At 34.8% G+C, this 17,905-nt stretch carries 18 protein-coding genes; 14 read left to right on the plus strand and 4 right to left on the minus strand.

Features of this window, described 5'->3' with window-relative positions; translation table 11 throughout:
* Positions 1–27: 27 nt before the first annotated feature.
* Entirely contained in the window at positions 28–969 is a 942-nt protein-coding gene (locus LPC09_RS08930) for a COX15/CtaA family protein (RefSeq protein WP_231309741.1), read from the minus strand.
* Positions 970–1,571: 602 nt separating this feature from the next.
* Here LPC09_RS08930 and cyoE point away from each other — a divergent pair.
* The 9 genes from cyoE to LPC09_RS08975 all read left to right on the plus strand — a co-directional run bounded on the left by cyoE (position 1,572) and on the right by LPC09_RS08975 (position 10,532).
* Complete coding sequence (gene cyoE, locus LPC09_RS08935; protein ID WP_098799405.1) at positions 1,572–2,501, plus strand: heme o synthase; 930 nt, start codon at positions 1,572–1,574, stop codon at positions 2,499–2,501.
* A 96-nt stretch (positions 2,502–2,597) separates the two neighbouring features.
* Positions 2,598–3,677: a cytochrome c oxidase subunit II gene (gene coxB, locus LPC09_RS08940; RefSeq protein ID WP_098799435.1), complete on the plus strand. Its 1,080-nt coding sequence runs from the start codon at positions 2,598–2,600 to the stop codon at positions 3,675–3,677.
* Positions 3,678–3,708: 31 nt separating this feature from the next.
* Positions 3,709–5,574 (plus strand): cytochrome c oxidase subunit I, encoded by a 1,866-nt coding sequence (gene ctaD, locus LPC09_RS08945; RefSeq protein ID WP_098799406.1) that lies wholly within the window; start codon positions 3,709–3,711, stop codon positions 5,572–5,574.
* Positions 5,574–6,200 (plus strand): cytochrome c oxidase subunit III, encoded by a 627-nt coding sequence (ctaE, locus tag LPC09_RS08950; RefSeq protein ID WP_098799407.1) that lies wholly within the window; start codon positions 5,574–5,576, stop codon positions 6,198–6,200. Before ctaD ends, ctaE begins: the two co-directional genes overlap by 1 nt.
* Positions 6,201–6,204: 4 nt before the next feature.
* Positions 6,205–6,537 (plus strand): cytochrome c oxidase subunit IVB, encoded by a 333-nt coding sequence (ctaF, locus tag LPC09_RS08955; RefSeq protein WP_098799408.1) that lies wholly within the window; start codon positions 6,205–6,207, stop codon positions 6,535–6,537.
* A 279-nt stretch (positions 6,538–6,816) separates the two neighbouring features.
* Positions 6,817–7,719, plus strand: coding sequence for a cytochrome c oxidase assembly factor CtaG (ctaG, locus tag LPC09_RS08960; RefSeq protein ID WP_098799409.1), 903 nt, complete (start codon positions 6,817–6,819; stop codon positions 7,717–7,719).
* Between the two features lie 78 nt (positions 7,720–7,797).
* On the plus strand, positions 7,798–8,265 hold the full coding sequence (locus LPC09_RS08965) for a DUF420 domain-containing protein (protein WP_098799410.1): 468 nt from the start codon (positions 7,798–7,800) through the stop codon (positions 8,263–8,265).
* 165 nt (positions 8,266–8,430) lie between these two features.
* Positions 8,431–8,940 (plus strand): GNAT family N-acetyltransferase, encoded by a 510-nt coding sequence (locus LPC09_RS08970; protein ID WP_231309448.1) that lies wholly within the window; start codon positions 8,431–8,433, stop codon positions 8,938–8,940.
* A 240-nt stretch (positions 8,941–9,180) separates the two neighbouring features.
* Positions 9,181–10,532 (plus strand): IS1182 family transposase gene (locus tag LPC09_RS08975; RefSeq protein ID WP_176551265.1). Its coding sequence is split into 2 segments (ribosomal slippage): positions 9,181–9,748 and positions 9,748–10,532, totalling 1,353 coding nucleotides; the frame shifts between segments, so codons are not numbered across the junction.
* Between the two features lie 139 nt (positions 10,533–10,671).
* Here LPC09_RS08975 and ytvI read toward each other — a convergent pair.
* A complete protein-coding gene (ytvI, locus tag LPC09_RS08980) occupies positions 10,672–11,730 on the minus strand; it encodes a sporulation integral membrane protein YtvI (protein ID WP_231309449.1) in 1,059 nt (352 codons plus the stop codon).
* A 291-nt stretch (positions 11,731–12,021) separates the two neighbouring features.
* Positions 12,022–12,378 carry a YugN family protein gene (locus LPC09_RS08985; protein WP_098799413.1) on the minus strand — a complete coding sequence of 119 codons (357 nt, stop codon included), beginning with the start codon at positions 12,376–12,378 and terminating at the stop codon, positions 12,022–12,024.
* Positions 12,379–12,526: 148 nt separating this feature from the next.
* Between LPC09_RS08985 and LPC09_RS08990 the strand changes: the two genes are divergently transcribed.
* Complete coding sequence (locus LPC09_RS08990; RefSeq protein WP_098799414.1) at positions 12,527–13,156, plus strand: CAP domain-containing protein; 630 nt, start codon at positions 12,527–12,529, stop codon at positions 13,154–13,156.
* A gap of 227 nt (positions 13,157–13,383) precedes the next feature.
* A complete protein-coding gene (locus LPC09_RS08995) occupies positions 13,384–14,454 on the plus strand; it encodes a CAP domain-containing protein (protein ID WP_098799415.1) in 1,071 nt (356 codons plus the stop codon).
* A 220-nt stretch (positions 14,455–14,674) separates the two neighbouring features.
* Here LPC09_RS08995 and LPC09_RS09000 read toward each other — a convergent pair whose 3' ends face one another.
* Positions 14,675–15,163: a PaaI family thioesterase gene (locus tag LPC09_RS09000; RefSeq protein ID WP_098799416.1), complete on the minus strand. Its 489-nt coding sequence runs from the start codon at positions 15,161–15,163 to the stop codon at positions 14,675–14,677.
* A gap of 165 nt (positions 15,164–15,328) precedes the next feature.
* Here LPC09_RS09000 and LPC09_RS09005 point away from each other — a divergent pair, with 165 nt between their 5' ends.
* The 3 genes from LPC09_RS09005 (at position 15,329) to LPC09_RS09015 (ending at position 17,858) form a co-directional block, all read left to right on the plus strand.
* Complete coding sequence (locus tag LPC09_RS09005; protein WP_098795475.1) at positions 15,329–16,768, plus strand: DDE-type integrase/transposase/recombinase; 1,440 nt, start codon at positions 15,329–15,331, stop codon at positions 16,766–16,768.
* A gap of 415 nt (positions 16,769–17,183) precedes the next feature.
* Complete coding sequence (locus LPC09_RS09010) at positions 17,184–17,585, plus strand: YlbD family protein (RefSeq protein ID WP_212134431.1); 402 nt, start codon at positions 17,184–17,186, stop codon at positions 17,583–17,585.
* A gap of 33 nt (positions 17,586–17,618) precedes the next feature.
* A complete protein-coding gene (locus LPC09_RS09015; RefSeq protein ID WP_098799418.1) occupies positions 17,619–17,858 on the plus strand; it encodes a YlbE-like family protein in 240 nt (79 codons plus the stop codon).
* Positions 17,859–17,905: the final 47 nt, after the last annotated feature.

Raw genomic sequence — 17,905 nt, forward strand, 5'->3', positions numbered from 1 at the left:
ATAAAAAAGAGGCGAAGGCCTCTTTTTTTATTTGGAAAATGAATGTTCAGTTGTTGAACTAACCTCAGTATTTAAATTACTACGACTAACTAATAAAAGGAAATAGCTGAATAGTCCAAACAAACATGAAATTATAAGTGCATGAGCTAACGATACAAAAAGATTTAACCCTGATAAAACAACAAATGCTCCGGATGTTACCTGCATACATACTAAAATAAAGGCAATCATCCAACCTTTATAAATAATTTTTTGATGTTTGTGATACTTAAATGCACGCCATGCGGTATATGTTATCCAAATAAAAATAATGCCCGCAGCCATTCGATGTCCCATTTGAATCCATTCATGCAGTGTAGTCGGCAGTCCACCTGCTCGTCCGCTGCACATCGGCCATTCTGGACAGGCTAGACTTGCACCTTTATGTCTAACATATGCGCCAGTGTAAACGACAACATATGAATAGACGATAATGCCAACCATATGAAATTTCATAGTCTTATCAATTATTAATGTCTTTGAGTCAAATTTCTTATCAACTTCAAATATTAATAGTGTTAATAACAATACAGATGCAAAGGAAATAAGCGATATACCGAAATGAAGAGCAAGAACGGCATCTGATTGGCCCCACATAACAGCAGCAGCTCCAATTAAGGCCTGCAATACTAGAAAAAACATTGATAGTATAGCTAAAAACTTTGTTTCTCTTACATGACCTATTTGTTTCCAGGACCATATTGAGAGAATTAACACAGCTATACCAGCAAGTCCACTAACCAAACGATGACTAAGTTCTATAACGAGTTCAAAAGTGATTTCACTCGGTACAAGCTCGCCGTGACATAGCGGCCAAGAATCTCCACATCCTGCACCTGACTCAGTTTTCGTAACAAGAGCTCCGCCAATTAAAACACACAACATAATCACTGTTGTCAAAACGGCGAACCATTTAAGAGCACGTTGCAACATGTTCACCTACTTAAGTATAGTCAATTGAGATAAATATTAGAAAAAAATACTCCACCGTATCGTACACAATGTATAAGAAAAAGACAATAAATAACGTAAAATGTTCACAAAGTTCTTAAGTTTTATGAAAAGGGTGTCAAATATAGTCGTCACAATTTATTGCTCCGTTAAAGGGGTTGAATATGTATTAGGAGTTTACTAGAAAAATAGAAGGTACCATTATTTTTATTACAATAACTATTTTTTCCTAAGAATTGAAATGGAAATTATGATAAAATAGGAAGGCTTGGTATAGTAGTATAGTTCAAGGGAGATGTATCGCTTCACAATTTCGACAAAAATACTTCATAAATTATTCACAATTTAAGAAAGAATTATGTTTTAATATCAAGTAGACCGTTTTTAAATGTTTATTTTTTTAGTATGATAAGATATAGAAAATTAGCAGGTTGCAACCGCCTTCATCTTACTTCTCTTAACTATGTTATCATATGTAATAGAAGAGACTGTTTATTTCAAAAGCAAGTATTTTAAAGACAGGTGAAGGAAATTGAAATAGCCTAAATATTTTAGGTTATATTGGGTAAGGAGGTAATGAATTGGCAGATACAAAAGTTTTGGATGAGGCTGCAATTAAGCATCATTCAAATGATATACGTGAGACGACACTCTGGAAGGATTTCCTTTCATTAATTAAAGTAGGGATTGTTAACTCAAATGCAATAACTACCTTTACTGGTATTTGGCTTGCTCTTTACTTTAGTGGTAAAGGATTCCTAGCTAATATTGATGTCGTACTATTTACATTGCTTGGTTCTTCATTAGTAATCGCTGGATCCTGTGCAATTAATAATTATTATGACAGGGATATTGATCATTTAATGGAAAGAACAAAGGAACGTCCAACAGTTACTGGAAAAATGAACCCAATGCATGCATTGTGGATTGGAATCTTTCTGTTAACTATAGGATTTGCATTAATGCTTATGACAACGATCACTGCGACAATTATTTCGTTGGTAGGGGTTGTTACTTATATCTTTTTGTATACAATGTGGTCTAAGCGTTTATATACCATTAATACTGTTATTGGAAGTGTTTCAGGTGCTGTTCCACCTTTAATTGGATGGGCGGCAATTGACTCTAACTTAAGTGTTATGGCATGGGTACTATTTTTAATTATGTTCATTTGGCAACCACCACATTTTTTAGCCTTAGCAATGAGAAGAACCGAAGAGTATCGAGCTGCTAATATTCCAATGCTTCCTGTTGTTCATGGGTTTGATGTTACTAAACGTCAAATTATGGTATGGGTTGCATGCTTAATACCGTTGCCATTTTACTTATATGAACTTGGTGTGGGATTTCTGATTCTAGCAACCATTCTTAATATTGGGTGGGTAATAATTGGAATAAAAGGCTTTAAAAATAAAGAAATTGAAATGAAATGGGCAACTAAAATGTTCGTCTATTCAATTAACTACTTAACAATTTTGTTTGTATCAATGGTGTTATTCACCATTATCTAATTGTGAAATTCTTTCTTTAAAAAGAATTTATTTATACAAGAGTTCCTGTAAAATTGATAGGACTTTAATTTACTGAAAGAGGGGTTTGATTTGGCTATGAGAAAATGGCTGACAAAATGGCGTCTGTTTTCACTTTTCGCAGTTATGACGCTTGTCTTAGCCGGCTGCGGTGAACCGTTTCTTTCCACGCTTAAACCTGCTGGTGAAGTAGCGGATATGCAGTACGACATCATGGTATTAAGTACTTTAGTTATGGTCGTCGTTATTGCAATCGTAACGGTAATCTTCATTTATGTTGTAATGAAATTCCGTAGAAGCAAAATGGGAGAAGACAACATTCCTGTACAAGTTGAAGGGAATCATAAGCTAGAAATCATTTGGACTGTTATTCCTATTTTGTTACTTCTTGTCTTAGCTGTGCCTGTGGTATCTGCAACATTTAAACTTGCAGAGGTGGATGCTATCGATGATGAGAACCGTAAACCAGAAGACGCGATCGTTGTCAATGTTCGTGCAAATCTATACTGGTGGGAATTTGAATATCCTGATTACGGAATAGTTACGAGTCAAGATTTAGTCGTTCCAACTGATGAGAGAGTTTACTTTAACTTGATTGCTTCTGATGTTAAGCACTCATTCTGGATTCCATCAATTGGTGGAAAGATGGATACGAACGTAGACAATGTAAACCAAATGTGGTTAAAGTTTGATTCAGCAAGAGCTGACCAAGCTGGTGAGTATTTCTATGGTAAATGTGCTGAACTTTGTGGACCTTCACACGGATTAATGGACTTTAAAGTAAAAGCTATTTCCAGAGACGAATTTGACCAGTGGATCTCTGGCATGGAAAATGCTAATGCAGTTGCATCAACTGATTTAGCAAAACAAGGTGAGCAATTATTTGAAGAAAAAGGATGTATTGCTTGTCATGCTGTTTCTCCTACTGATGAGAGACCAGCAGCTGCAAGAACTGCTCCTAACTTAGCAACATTTGGAGAGCGTGCTCGTGTAGCAGGTGTTCTTGAACACAATGCTGAGAACGTTCGTGCTTGGTTAGAAGATCCTGAAGCATACAAGCCAGGAAATAAAATGACTGGTACTTATCCAGAATTGAATGATCAAGAGTTGGATGCTCTAACTGAATATTTAATGGGACTTAAAGTCTCAAGTAATTAATTAAGAGCTAAATGAAAAGGGAGGTAACACTGTGAGCACGTTAACTCAGAAAAAAGGGGTCGGCGCTGTTCTTTGGGACTATCTCACAACGGTAGACCATAAGAAAATCGCTATCCTTTACCTGATATCCGGTGGCTTCTTCTTCCTTGTTGGTGGATTAGAAGCAATGATGATCCGCATTCAGCTAGCCGTTCCGAACAATGATTTTGTTAGTGCTGGTTTATACAATGAAGTGTTAACAATGCATGGAACGACAATGATATTTTTAGCTGCAATGCCTTTATTATTCGCATTAATGAATGCGGTTGTACCATTACAAATTGGTGCTCGTGACGTAGCATTTCCATTCTTAAACTCTTTAGGTTTTTGGTTATTCTTCTTTGGTGGAGTTTTCTTAAACTTAAGTTGGTTTTTAGGAGGAGCACCTGACGCAGGTTGGACGTCATATGCATCTTTAGCGTTAGAATCACCAGGACATGGTGTTGATTTTTACTTATTAGGATTACAGGTTTCAGGTCTAGGTACGTTGATAGCTGGGATTAACTTCCTTGTAACAATCATTAACATGCGTGCACCTGGAATGACTTACATGCGTATGCCATTATTTACATGGACTACATTTGTAGCTTCTGCACTTATTTTATTTGCTTTCCCTGCATTAACAGTAGGTTTAGCATTTCTAATGTTTGATCGTTTATTTGGTACTGCTTTCTTTAACCCTGCTTTAGGCGGTAACACTGTAATTTTCGAACATATCTTCTGGATTTTTGGACACCCTGAAGTATATATCTTAGTATTACCTGCTTTCGGTATCTTCTCAGATATTCTTCCGGTTTTTGCAAGAAAGCGTTTGTTCGGATATTCATCAATGGTATTTGCTACAGTTTTAATCGGTTTCCTTGGGTTCATGGTTTGGGCTCACCATATGTTTACAACTGGTTTAGGACCAATTGCAAATGCTATTTTTGCGGTAGCTACTATGGCAATCGCTGTACCAACAGGTATTAAAATTTTCAACTGGCTATTTACAATTTGGGGTGGATCTATTAAATTTACGTCCCCAATGGTATGGTCTGTAGCATTTATTCCTACATTCGTTATGGGTGGAGTAACAGGTGTAATGCTTGCTATGGCTGCAGCTGACTATCAATACCATGATAGTTACTTTGTAGTAGCTCACTTCCACTATGTAATTGTAGGTGGGGTAGTATTCTCATTATTTGCTGGTGCCATTTACTGGTGGCCAACAATGTTTGGTAAATTGTTAAATGAAAAATTAAACATGGTAACCTTTGTTTTATTCTTTACTGGTTTCCATTTAACTTTCTTTATCCAACATTTCTTAGGCTTAATGGGGATGCCTCGTCGTGTATTCACATTCTTACCTGGTCAAGGGTTAGATACAGGGAACTTTATTAGTACAATCGGTGCTTTCTTAATGGCAGCTGGAACAATTCTTTTACTTATTAATATTGTCTACACGGCAGTAAAGGGTAAAAAAGTTGGAAGAGATCCATGGGGAGACGGTCGTACACTTGAGTGGGCGATTTCATCACCACCACCTGAGTATAACTTTAAACAAACTCCACTTGTTCGTGGATTAGATGCTCTTTGGATTGAGAAGATGGAAGGAAATAAAGAAATGACACCAGCAGAACCACTTGGTGACATTCATATGCCTAACGGTTCAATCCTACCGTTTATTATGTCATTTGGATTATTTATTGTATCATTTGGATTAATGTACCGTGAAGATTACAGTTGGGGACTTCCTGCGATCATTGTAGGTTTCATTATTACTTTCGCTTGTATGTTCTTACGTTCTGTTATTGATGATCATGGATATCATATCCATAAAGAGGACTTACTTAATGAAGATAAAGGAGGGAAAGCGTAATGGCATCTGTTGAAGAAAAATTAACAGCAGAAAATTTCCCTGCTTCGCCTGAAAAGTCAACCCTTGAAGGCAAAAATAAATTTACTGGCTTTTGGTTATTCCTTGGTGGAGAGACAGTACTCTTTGCAACTCTTTTTGCAACATTCTTAGCTTTAAGAGAATCTACTGCAGGTGGGGCTACCACACAAGAGTTATTTGAAATTCCTCTTGTATTTGCAGCAACGATGTTACTTTTAACATCAAGTTTAACTAGTGTATATGCAATGTACCATATGAAAAACTTCAATTTTGGTAAAATGCAACTTTGGTTAATCATTACTGTTCTATTAGGATTGGCATTCCTGATTTTGGAAATTTATGAGTTTAATCATTATGTCCATGAATTTGAATTCACAATTACTAGTAGTGCACTTGGATCTTCTTTCTACACGCTAGTAGGAACACACGGACTTCACGTTGCTTTTGGTCTATTATGGATTACTACCTTAATTGTTCGAAATGCAAAACGTGGCTTAAGTTTGTATAATGCACCTAAATATTATGTTGCAAGTTTATATTGGCACTTTATTGATGTTGTTTGGGTGTTCATTTTCACTGTTGTATACTTAATGGGAATGGTGGGATAAACTGATGGCAAATAATCATAATTCAACAAACCCTAAAGTAGATCTTGCTTATCGTCGTAAAAAAAATGCAGAGGATATGAAACATCAGGTTGTAACATTTGGCATGATGATTTTCTTAACAATTGTCGCATTTATTGCTGTAGGATATGATGGAATTGCTGAATGGTTCAAGATTCCTTTTATCATTACTCTTGCGGTTATTCAAGTCATTTTCCAGCTTTACTACTTTATGCATATGAGTCATAAAGGACATGAAACTCCAGCATTATTTCTTTTTTCAGGTGTAGGAGTTGCTGGCTTAACAGTTTTAGCTTTCGTTACGATCATTTGGTGGTAATGAAAACAATGAAGAGCAATTGGCGTATATGCTGATTGCTCTTTCTTTATTCGTTAATCCTTAAATACCCACTTAAACGGGATATAATTATTGGTTAGTTGTATATAAATAATTAAATTATCCCCTTAATAGCAAATGTATTTAGATATATATTAGGCTCTCTTAGAGTGTTATCATTAATAAACCTCTAATGTATTTGTCATAGAACGTTCATTGATACGCTATGAACTAAAAGTGTATAATAATCCTGAAAGACTAGCTTAAGGAGCTGACTTAAAGATGAGCTTTGATATATTTGGATTTCGTGCCTTGTGGAGTCCGTATTTTTTCATTGTTTTACTTGTGATTGTAGCCATCTATTTTTTGATCATTGGACCTTGGCGAACTAAGTTTAAAGATAGTTCTCCTGTTTCAAATAAACAAAAATTACTTTTTGTCACGGCTATACTGTTTATCTATATTAGTAAAGGAAGTCCTGTTGATCTTCTTGGGCACATTATGTTTAGTGCTCATATGACACAGATGGCAATATTATATTTAGTTGTACCCCCATTTATTATTTTGGGAGTACCGGATTGGCTATGGAGATCAATAATATATCGTCCAGTAATAAAGCCTATAATGAAAGTATTAACAAATCCAATAATAGCTTTAATTGTATTTAATGGAGTTTTTTCACTTTATCATGTTCCGCTAGTTTTCGATTTTGTGAAAACTGATTCATTGTATCACGCGATCATGACGACAGCTATTTTCATCGGTGCTATGTGTATGTGGTGGCCGTTATTAAATACATTATCAGATTGGAAATCGCTTACAGGTATAAAAAAAGTAGGATATATTTTTGCTGATGGAGTTTTATTAACACCTGCATGTGCACTTATTATTTTTGCTAATGATCCACTTTATTTAACTTATTCCGAGCCACAAGCATGGATTAATGCATTACAATTATGTGTTCCAGCTGATATGCTATCTGGATTAAATCTTACAGGTCCTGATATGTTTAATACATTACCACTTGTTGAGGATCAACAGCTTGGCGGAGTGTTGATGAAAATCATCCAAGAAATTGTTTATGGGACAATTCTTGCTTATATCTTTTTTAAATGGGCAGGTAATGAGAGACGAAGAGATGAACTTGAGTTGAAAAAGAACCTGTCTCCAGAACCAGTAAAATAATATATGAATTATTGGAGGCTGACATCTTATATCAGTCAGCCTTACATAAGTATTTTAAGTTATAAGAGAGGAAGAGACATGAATACATCACTACCGATTTTACCAACAATAAGTACCTCCTTTATCGTTATTAGTGCGATTTTTGTAGCAATTGGTTGGTACCTAATTAAACAACGAAAAATTGAAGCACATATGAAGGTAATGTTTTTAGCAGCTATATCAGCTATCATTTTCTTTGTTATATATGCTTCTCGCACGATTTTTATCGGCAATACAGCTTTCGGTGGACCAGATGAGTTAAAGATTTATTATACAATTTTTCTTATCTTCCATATAACATTAGCAACAATTGGAGCTGTACTAGGTATTATTTCTTTAATTACTGGTTATAAAAAGAACTATGCAAAACATCGAAAACTTGGTCCGGTAACAAGTATTGTTTGGTTTTTTACAGCCATCACTGGTGTTGCAGTTTATTTACTTTTATATGTTTTTTATCACGGTGGAGAAACAACGTCAGTCATTAAAGCAATCTTAGGGTTTTAAACATATTTTAAGGGTGGGTTAGAATAAAATGTTCTAAACCGCCTTTTTTTATTGTCTTGAAACAAGAAAAATATTGTTTAAGGTAACATATATGATAAGTGCGTAATCCACTTAGCATTTACTTCTTTTCATGATGTTAAAATCAATCAGAGGGGAGAGAATGGCTTGATTGAAATTTTAACAAACCGGTTAATGATTGTCCCATGTTCACTTGATATTGCAAAATCATTAGTATTTCATAGAAAAGAATTAGATAAACGTTCACCTATTGAAATCCCTAAAAGCTGGCCATCTTCATATGTACGAGGATTTTTACCTTTCTATATTGAGAGTTTGGAGAAGAAGGAAAAAGAATCTGAATGCGGATTGTGGATGATTATTATGTATGAGGACAAGAAAATTATTGGTGATATTTTATTGCAAGGAAATCCTTCTAAAGAAGGAAAAGTTCACTTATGTTACCATGTTGAAGATAAGACTTTAGACGAAACAATTGCATATGAAGCAGTTGATGCTTTTATTGATTGGCTAACATATCAGATGTCTGTTAAAAAAGTTGTAATGGAATGTGAGAAGAATGATAAACATTCAATTAGACTATTCGAAAAGCTCGGTTTTATTTGTAAAGAAAAAGAAGGTCAATTTTTAATGTGGGAAATTCAAAAAGATGAATAACTTATGTTCTGGGTGAAATAGTTTTTACAAAAGTCTTACTATTTCACCCTATCTTATTAGGGACTTTATATGAACTACATAAACTTGAAGGTAGTTTGGATTAAAGCAAAAAGAAAGAGCTTCGGCTCTTTCTCAGGCTGTCGAGAAACCTCGGCAGCCTATTATTTTGTCTGATTACTTTTACTTTTCACCGCGTTAATTTGGTATAATATATATAACAAATTGGGGATGGTGATATTTATGTTCAATACAAGAGAAAACACACAAAATGAAGTTGAATTTATAGTAATAGATGACCTTGTTCCTGAAAATCATCTGCTTCGAAAAATAGATAAATATATAGATTTTTCATTCATTCTTGAAAAGGTAAAACCTTATTATTGTGAGGATAATGGACGCCCTTCAATTGATCCTTTAGTTCTTTTTAAAATGATGTTTGTTGGCTATTTATATGGAATTCGCTCTGAGAGACAATTAGAAGAAGAAATTAAAATGAATATTGCTTATAGATGGTTTTTAGGATTGAAATTATCTGATCGAGTTCCTCATCATTCTACAATAAGTTGGAATCGTAGAACTCGTTATAAAGAAACAAATATATTCCAAGAAATCTTTGATGAGATTGTCTTTCAGGCAATGGAACATCGTATGGTAGGAGGAAGAGTTCTCTTTACAGATTCTACTCATTTAAAAGCTAATGCGAATAAACACAAATTCACTAGAGAAACGGTTGAGGTTGAGACTAGAGATTATATTGAAGACTTAAATAAAGCTATTGAACAAGATCGTAAAGAACATGGAAAAAAGCTCTGAAAGAAAGAGAGGAGGTGAAGGAAACTAAGGAAATACGTGTAAGTTCAACAGATCCTGAAAGTGGATTTATGTCTAGAGATAACAAACAGGAAATGTTCTGTTACCTAGATCATCGAACGACAGACTTTAAATTCAATATTATAACTGATGCGTATGTTACACCAGGTAATGTCCATGATTCTGTTCCTTATTTATCAAGACTTGACCGTCAAATCGAGCGATTTGGTTTTAAAGTAGAAGCTTCAGCTTTGGATTCAGGATATCTAACTAGTGCTGTTTGTAAGGGATTATCGGATAGAAACATATTTGGAGTAATTGCTCATAGAAGATTTAAACCAACCAAAGGTTTGTTTCCTAAATGGAAATTTACATATGATAGAGAGAATGATCTATATATTTGTCCAAATAAGGATGAGTTAACTTATCGAACAACTACAAGAGAGGGATATCGAGAATATAAATCTGATCCCAAGAAATGTGCAACATGTCCTCTACTCTCACAGTGTACAAGGTCGAAAAACAACCAAAAAGTAGTAACTCGACATGTTTGGGAAGATCATAAAGATCAAGTTAGATTAAATCGCCTTTCCCCATCTGGGAAAGAACTATATAAATTTAGAAAAGAAAAGGTAGAGCGAAGCTTTGCAGATTCAAAAGAATTGCATGGGCTTCGCTACTGCCGGTTACGGGGATTAAGGAATGCAAGTGAGCAGGTGCTTCTCACCGCTGCTTGCCAGAATATGAAAAAGATTGCCACACACCTAGCTAAGTTAAGCTAGGTGTGTGAGAAGCTTTTTCTTTTGGTTGGCTTAAGAAAATTATTACTATTTATAAAAACATTTTTAGAAAATAAAAAAGCCTGTAGAGAAAAACACCCACTTTCTCTACAAGCTGAGAAAGAGCTTCGGCTCTTTCTTTTTATAATTTAAATTTAATTTTTATTAAACCTGCTTCTCTTGCTGAATTGTAAACAATCAAAATCATTGGCCCAATGAAAAAACCAAGTACACCAAATAATTTTAACCCTAGATACATGGAAATTAGTGTAGCAAGTGGAGACAACCCAATATGAGTTCCCATGACCTTGGGTTCAATTGTTCTTCTAATAACTAAAAGGATTATGGTTAAAACACCAAGCTTAGCTGCTATTGCCATATCACCAGTAACTACATGATATAAAGTCCATGGTCCCATAATAATAATGGAACCTATTAATGGGATTACATCAATAATCCAGATAATTAAAGACATGATTAGTGCAATTTCAGGTGCGATAAACAACAAACCAATTAAAGATGCAACAAAAATAATAATACTAACTAAAAATTGTGCTTTGATAAATCCCATCACAACATATGTTAAGCGGGAGATCATAAAAGTCACTTTTTCAGCAGTTTTATCTGTTAGATACGAGTATGCTTTTGTTTTTAATCGAGGTAACTCGAGCATAAATAAAAAAAGAGCAATTAAATAAACAATTAAATTTACTAAATAGTTAGGTATGTTTGTAAAAATTGCTTTTACATTCTCAATGTTTACATAGCTTGTTAGTTCTAATCTGGTCTTTTGTAAAAAACTTGTTACTTGGTTACTAACCTCTTCAACAAAGATTGGTGGAAGATCTTGGGCAGTATTTGAAATATCATCTTCAAAGTTTTCCCAAACCTTAGTAATCTCATTTATATAGGATGGAGCATTATCTGCTATTTGAACAACCTCTCCAACTACCTTAGTGGTTAAGATATAACCACTAACACTTATGAGAATTAGAAATAACAAAAACACTATTAAAACTGATAAGTGTCTGTTTAATGTTCCTCTCCGCTGAAGCAACCGGATAGCTGGTTCAAGAAATAGGGCAGTAATAAAAGCGACAATCAGTGGAACAGAAATTGGTAGAATGTAAAATAGGATTACACCCACAATGATAATTGATACAATTGTTAAGAGAATTCTTTTGTTTAAAATAGTGGTCAAATTTGTGCCCCTTTCTAAAGAAACATTTCTTATCTCATTATAGTACGAAACTCGATGAAAACAAAGAATTTTCAATCGCTTTAAAGGTGCAATAAGAACGTTTGGAAGCTATTTTTAAGGTGAAATAGCCTTTTAAAAATCGGTAGGAATGGGACCACTTTTACTTAGGTTAAATGTATATCCCTAAATTAATGTTTAGCTATAAAGTAAATAACAAAACTTTAATTTAAACAAAAATAAAAAAGCATGGACTAGTCCGGTGCTTTTTTATTTTTGTAGGTTTATTTATGCTTACTGAACCTTTTTTAATTCTTCAGATAATCTTTTTAATAGATTTTTACTAGTATCGACTACAGCTGATGGAAATACTTCTCCTTCACCGTACTCAACACCGTGAGGATAGTAGTGCTTGCCTAAAAGAGGAGTAATAAGCTTCATAACAGCATGACGTCCTCCAACATCTCCTTCAACAGCATAAGCAGGAACACGTAGATAGTAGATATCCCCTTTAGCTTCAATCTTACGATCGTAGGTAGCACGCTCATAATCCCATTGTCCCGCTCTTACTAACCCAAGATCGTCCATTATCTCATCTAAACGTGCAAGATCTATTGTAATTCCCTCTAAACCAGTGCCTTCAATTTTCATATGTAATTTCCCTCCTAAAGCCTTTTCACGTTATTTATTATAGCTTAAAACAACATAAAAGTTAAAGTGAAACTTTAACTCATTCATAGTTAGTTGAGCTTATTAAAAAAATATTATTGGAAAAAATATAAAAAAAGGAGGTATACACATGAGTTTGCAATTCACTCAGCGTAATATTCTACTATTTATCATGATTTGTATTTTGTTGTTATCTCCTCTTCAAGTGAGAGCAGAGGAATTTAATCACACAGTCAAAAAAGGGGAAACTTTATGGAGTATTGCTCAATCTTATCAAGTCGGATTATCAGAAATTCTTGCCTCGAATCGTCATATAGATAATCCTCATTTAATTTTCCCAGGACAGAAGCTGCATATTCCACAATTAAACGAAATTAAATTAATAGAAAAGCAAGTAATTACTTTAACAAACCTGGAAAGGAAGGATGCTGGTCTCCCACCATTACAGACCAATTGGGAGCTTTCCCGGGTTGCAAGATTTAAATCAAAGGACATGAAAGAGTTGAACTATTTTAGCCATGATTCACCAACATATGGCTCTCCCTTTACGATGATTAATAACTTTAATATTTCTTTCCGAACAGCAGCTGAAAACTTAGCAGCAGGTCAGAGAACCCCAAAAGAAGTAGTAAGTGCATGGATGAATAGTCCGGGACATCGTGCTAACATACTTAAAAAGGAAGTTTCGGAAATTGGAGTAGGGTATGTTAATGGAGGTGAGTATGGCCACTATTGGACACAAATGTTTATTAGCAGGTAAAGTGTTATATAATTTATTTGTAACAACTTTCTTACTAATTATTTGATACAATTAAAGTTATCAAAAAGTTTTAACATTAAGTTTCCAGGGTAATAATGATAAGACAGTTTAGGGCTTCTAGAACAATTATTGTGCATACTTGTTCATTTAAAGTAGAAAGAGAATAACAAGTATGTTGTCTCATATAATGAAAGAAATGGGAGAAGCATAAGGAGGAGGTTTTTTCACTGCATATACTGATTCGGAGCATTTTAATTTTTTGTATTATTTTTGTTAGTTATACGTTATTTTTTCATTATGGAAAATATACTCCAAATGAACAACTTAAAGAAGAGAATGTTCAAATATCAAATGAAGAATCAACGAATTCTGAAAAACAAGTTGCTGAAGGTGAAACAGCTCCAAATGAGGGTTTATTATCATTTATGGAGAAATCATCTGAAGAAATCACTGCAATACTAGGTGAGCCTGACCGTATCGATCCCTCTGCTTATGATTATGATTGGTGGATTTACGAACAAGAAGACAATCAATATATACAGGTGGGAGTTTTAAATCAAAGGGTCGTATCAGTTTATGGAATAGGAAAAGAATTAAACGCTAAACCGTTTGTGATTGGACAACCTATTCAAGAAGTCTTTAAAATACAACCTGTTTCATCTAGTTTATCACTAGAGTATGAAGGTAATTCATATCGTTTTGAATTTTCGGAGGAAGATATGAATACCAGACCAACAGTAAAAATAGGTGATGTGTTTGTGCAGTTATATATTGATAAATTTGACGGAATTTTATCAAGCATTCGGGTGATAGATGCTGAGACATTTATCAAACAACGCTCCTATGAGGTTACATACAGAGGTGAGCTCATTGAACCAAAAGAAATAAGTGAAGATAAATGGGAAAAGATTGAAGCTGGTGCTGAACAACAGATCTTGTCAATAACGAATATGTTAAGAGCAAGGCATGGTTTATCAGCTGTTCAGTGGCATGAAGATACGTCAAAGGTTGCTTTTTTACATAGTAAAGATATGAAAGAGAATGAATATTTTTCTCATGAATCGCCAACAGAAGGTACTCTTGTTAATCGTCTTGCACAATTGGATATCAAGTATCAGATGGCAGGTGAAAACATAGCTGCTCAATATGTAGACGCTATTGCAGCAAGTGAAGGGTGGCTAAACAGTAAAGGTCATCGTGATACTATGCTAAACGAGGAATTTACACACTTAGGAGTTGGAGTAGACGGTCTTTATTATACACAGAATTTTATTACAAATTGGGATTTAAACCAATAAACATAGTAACAAGCAAGACCCTTTTTCTTTGTTGGCAAGGGTCTTGTTTAATTTAATTTACTTTACGATACGCTCTTCTTTCAGCATAGCTAATGCAAAGCGCGCACACATAAATCTCTTGACCAATATCATTGAGATAAAATAAACCTTTGTTATTCTTCTTATTACATATTTTACATTGCTTTTTCAGAAAAAACTTTTTCATCTCACTCACCCATAATTATGTTCTATTAATAATAAAAAAACTTGCTGTACTATGTGCAATTAATGTTCCGTCATCACGAAAAACTTTTCCTTCCGTAACAACCGTTTTATTGCCTTTATGAATCATCCCGGCAACACATGTCAGTTCCTTGCCAACCCCTGGAGCCACATAGTTAATTTTAATTTCAGTTGTAACGGCTGCTTTATCAGGGGGGAGGATATGATGGACAAGCCCTCCCATAGCTGAGTCTAATAAAGTAGCGGTTATTCCGCCATGTACTATGTTTAGTGCATTCTGAATAATTGGTGTGTTTGGAATGGTAATTTTAAATTCATGTTCCTTGTACTCGCCCTCAGCATGGAGAAGCGCACCTATGTAGGAACCTTTTTCATGAAATTGCTTTTTCTTCAATCCATTAAGTAGAAGTTCTAAAACATATTGATCCTCTTCATTTGCATTTTGTAAAACTTCGGAACTTAATTTTAATAATTCATCCTTTGTCATACTGTTACCCTCTCCTTTTTAGATCGTATTGTCAAAACTTCTATAAGAAATAGGTTATAAAATATCTCCATAGAGGGCTTTATAGGCAAAAAAATTGCCACCCCCTAAATTCTTTGGATAATTGAGGTTACCACACACCCAACAACCAAGAATGGAAGTGACAATTTGTACCCTCAAATTATAACCTATTTATTAACTTTTATAAACTATCAAGAACAACTCATTCGAACATTGCTTACTTTATTGATTGGTAAAAGCATGTTCGATAAACCTACTGAACAGCCCGTAAATAAACCTTATCGAAAACTTCAAGTGGATGACCTTCCGGTCATTGAAGTTCTAGAACAGCTTGATTATCGAGTTCTTCTTAGTGAATATCTAGAGAAGAACGGGAAAGCTCTCAAACCTGTTCAAAGGCGTAAGAATGCAAAAGTTTCCGTACCTAAAGCCATGAACTGTCCAAAGTGTGGTGCTCCATCGGATTATCTTTATGCCAACAATGGAGATAAAGGTCAGTATCAATGCAAGGTGTGTACAGAACTTTTCAGTGAAAAGAACCGTTACTCTAAGGAGGCCATCCTGAAGTGTCCTCATTGTTCCAAGACTCTCGAGAAAATAAAAGAAAGAAAAGATTTTCACGTGTTTAAGTGCAAGAACAATGACTGTTCTTATTATCAAAAGAAGCTCAATGGGATGACTTCAAAAGAAAAGAAAAGGTTCAAAAAGGACCCTCAAGCATTTAAATTGAGATACATTTTCCGTCAGTTTTATATCGATTTCCAGCCGTTATCTAAGGAATCACCAGAACTGCCGGCCGTGGACTTATCAAAGATTTATGCATCCCCACATACATTAGGATTGATCCTAACCTATCATGTAAACTATGGCCTTTCGGCCCGTAAAACAGCTGCGATTATGCAGGACGTACACGGAGTGATGATTTCACATCAGACTGTATTGAACTACGAAAATAGCGTAGCTTTATTACTTAAACCTTATGTGGATCACTATCCCTATGAACTTTCAGACCAATTCTGCGGTGATGAAACGTATATCAGAGTAAACGGTCGATGGCATTATTTATTTTTCTTTTTTGACGCCGTGAAAAAGATTATTCTTTCGTATCCGGTGTCGCCTAATCGAGACACAGCAACAGCCATTCGAGCAATTGATGAGGTCTTAATCAAGATGAAAGAGATTCCAGAAAATCTGACCTTTGTGGTAGACGGGAATCCAATCTATCTTTTAGCCCAACATTTCTTCGCTCAACATGAGATTTTATTCGATGTGAAGCAGGTCATTGGATTAACCAATGAGGACCCTGTTTCAACCGAATATAGACCAATGAAACAAATAATTGAGAGACTTAACCGCACCTTTAAGGGCAATTATCGCTCCACTCATGGATTCGGCTCTGAACATGGTTCCATTTCATACGTCACCTTATTTACGGCCTACTTTAACTTTTTGCGTCCGCATGCCGCCTTAGAAGGAAAAGTGCCCGTAGTGAATCCAGAACTCAAGGGGCTTCCAACAATGCCAGCACGTTGGACAAAGCTCATTGGATTAGCACAACAATGGATAGTAGAACAAAGACAAGCCTAACTTTTTGTTTAGCTGAGCCCTTAAGCTAATTCAGCAATCGGCGGAGCGAACTCTTGACAAACCGAACTTGCCAATGGTTTAAAATGGAAACAACCAAGGGCTTATTTGGTATGCCTTCTTTTGTTCCCTTCGCCCTTGTTAAACAATCCACAAACCATTGGCGTGTTTGTCAAGAGAGATTGCGGCGCATCTCCATCCAGTAAATAGGAGAGAAGCTAACCCTTTAGGTAGTTTTCATAAATCTTTTGACACTACCTTTTAGATAGTGATATTTTACCAAAAATTTGTTACATTTAGTTATTTTTCTAATAATAAATAGATTTACTTTGTTTTATTTTTTTCTAAATATGGGCGAACAGTCTAATGGTTTCTTAAATAAGATATTATAGGCAAATGTATCAATGAGGTGAGAATAATGACATCTAAAAAAACGCATCCATCTGTACAACAATTTAAGGAATTTGTTAAAAAACATCCCAAACTTGTTCAAGAAGTCCGTAAGGGTAATAAAGAGTGGCAGGAAGTGTTTGAAGATTGGTATTTACTTGGAGAAAATGATATTGTTTGGAAACAGTATAAAGGAGATCAGACAGAGGATTCTTCTGAAAAGGAAACAAAAAGTAAATCTGATTTTATGACACAAATATTTTCAGCTGTTAAGCAAATGGATATGGATACTGTAAACCATCATATTAACAACATGAGTAGTACTATTTCTACCATTCAAGGTCTTTTCGATCAGTTTGGTGGTTCAAAAGGCTCTAATCAAAAGTCTGCAACAGCAAGTCAGCATCCCTTTTCATTCAGAAAGGATTAGTGACCAAATCGTGACTCCGAATGGAGGAGAATGATGAGAAAAGAAGTTCAAGATTATATATTTGCAAATGATGAACGAAAGAAATTTGTACGTGAACAACCATATTGGTATAGGAAACTGTCAAGAAACCCTAATGATATAAACGATATGGAAATTAGTATGATGAACTATTATCAAAAGACAATTCCTCATAAAGTACAGCAGTTTTCAAACTCGATACAAATGGCGTCGATGATGGTAGCAATGTTTCAATCTATGAGACAGCAGGATTAGAATGGTGATTAACACTTACAGGCAAGGTGATTAGTTATAATTGCCTG

This window comes from Metabacillus sp. B2-18 (assembly GCF_021117275.1).
GTDB lineage: Bacteria > Bacillota > Bacilli > Bacillales > Bacillaceae > Metabacillus.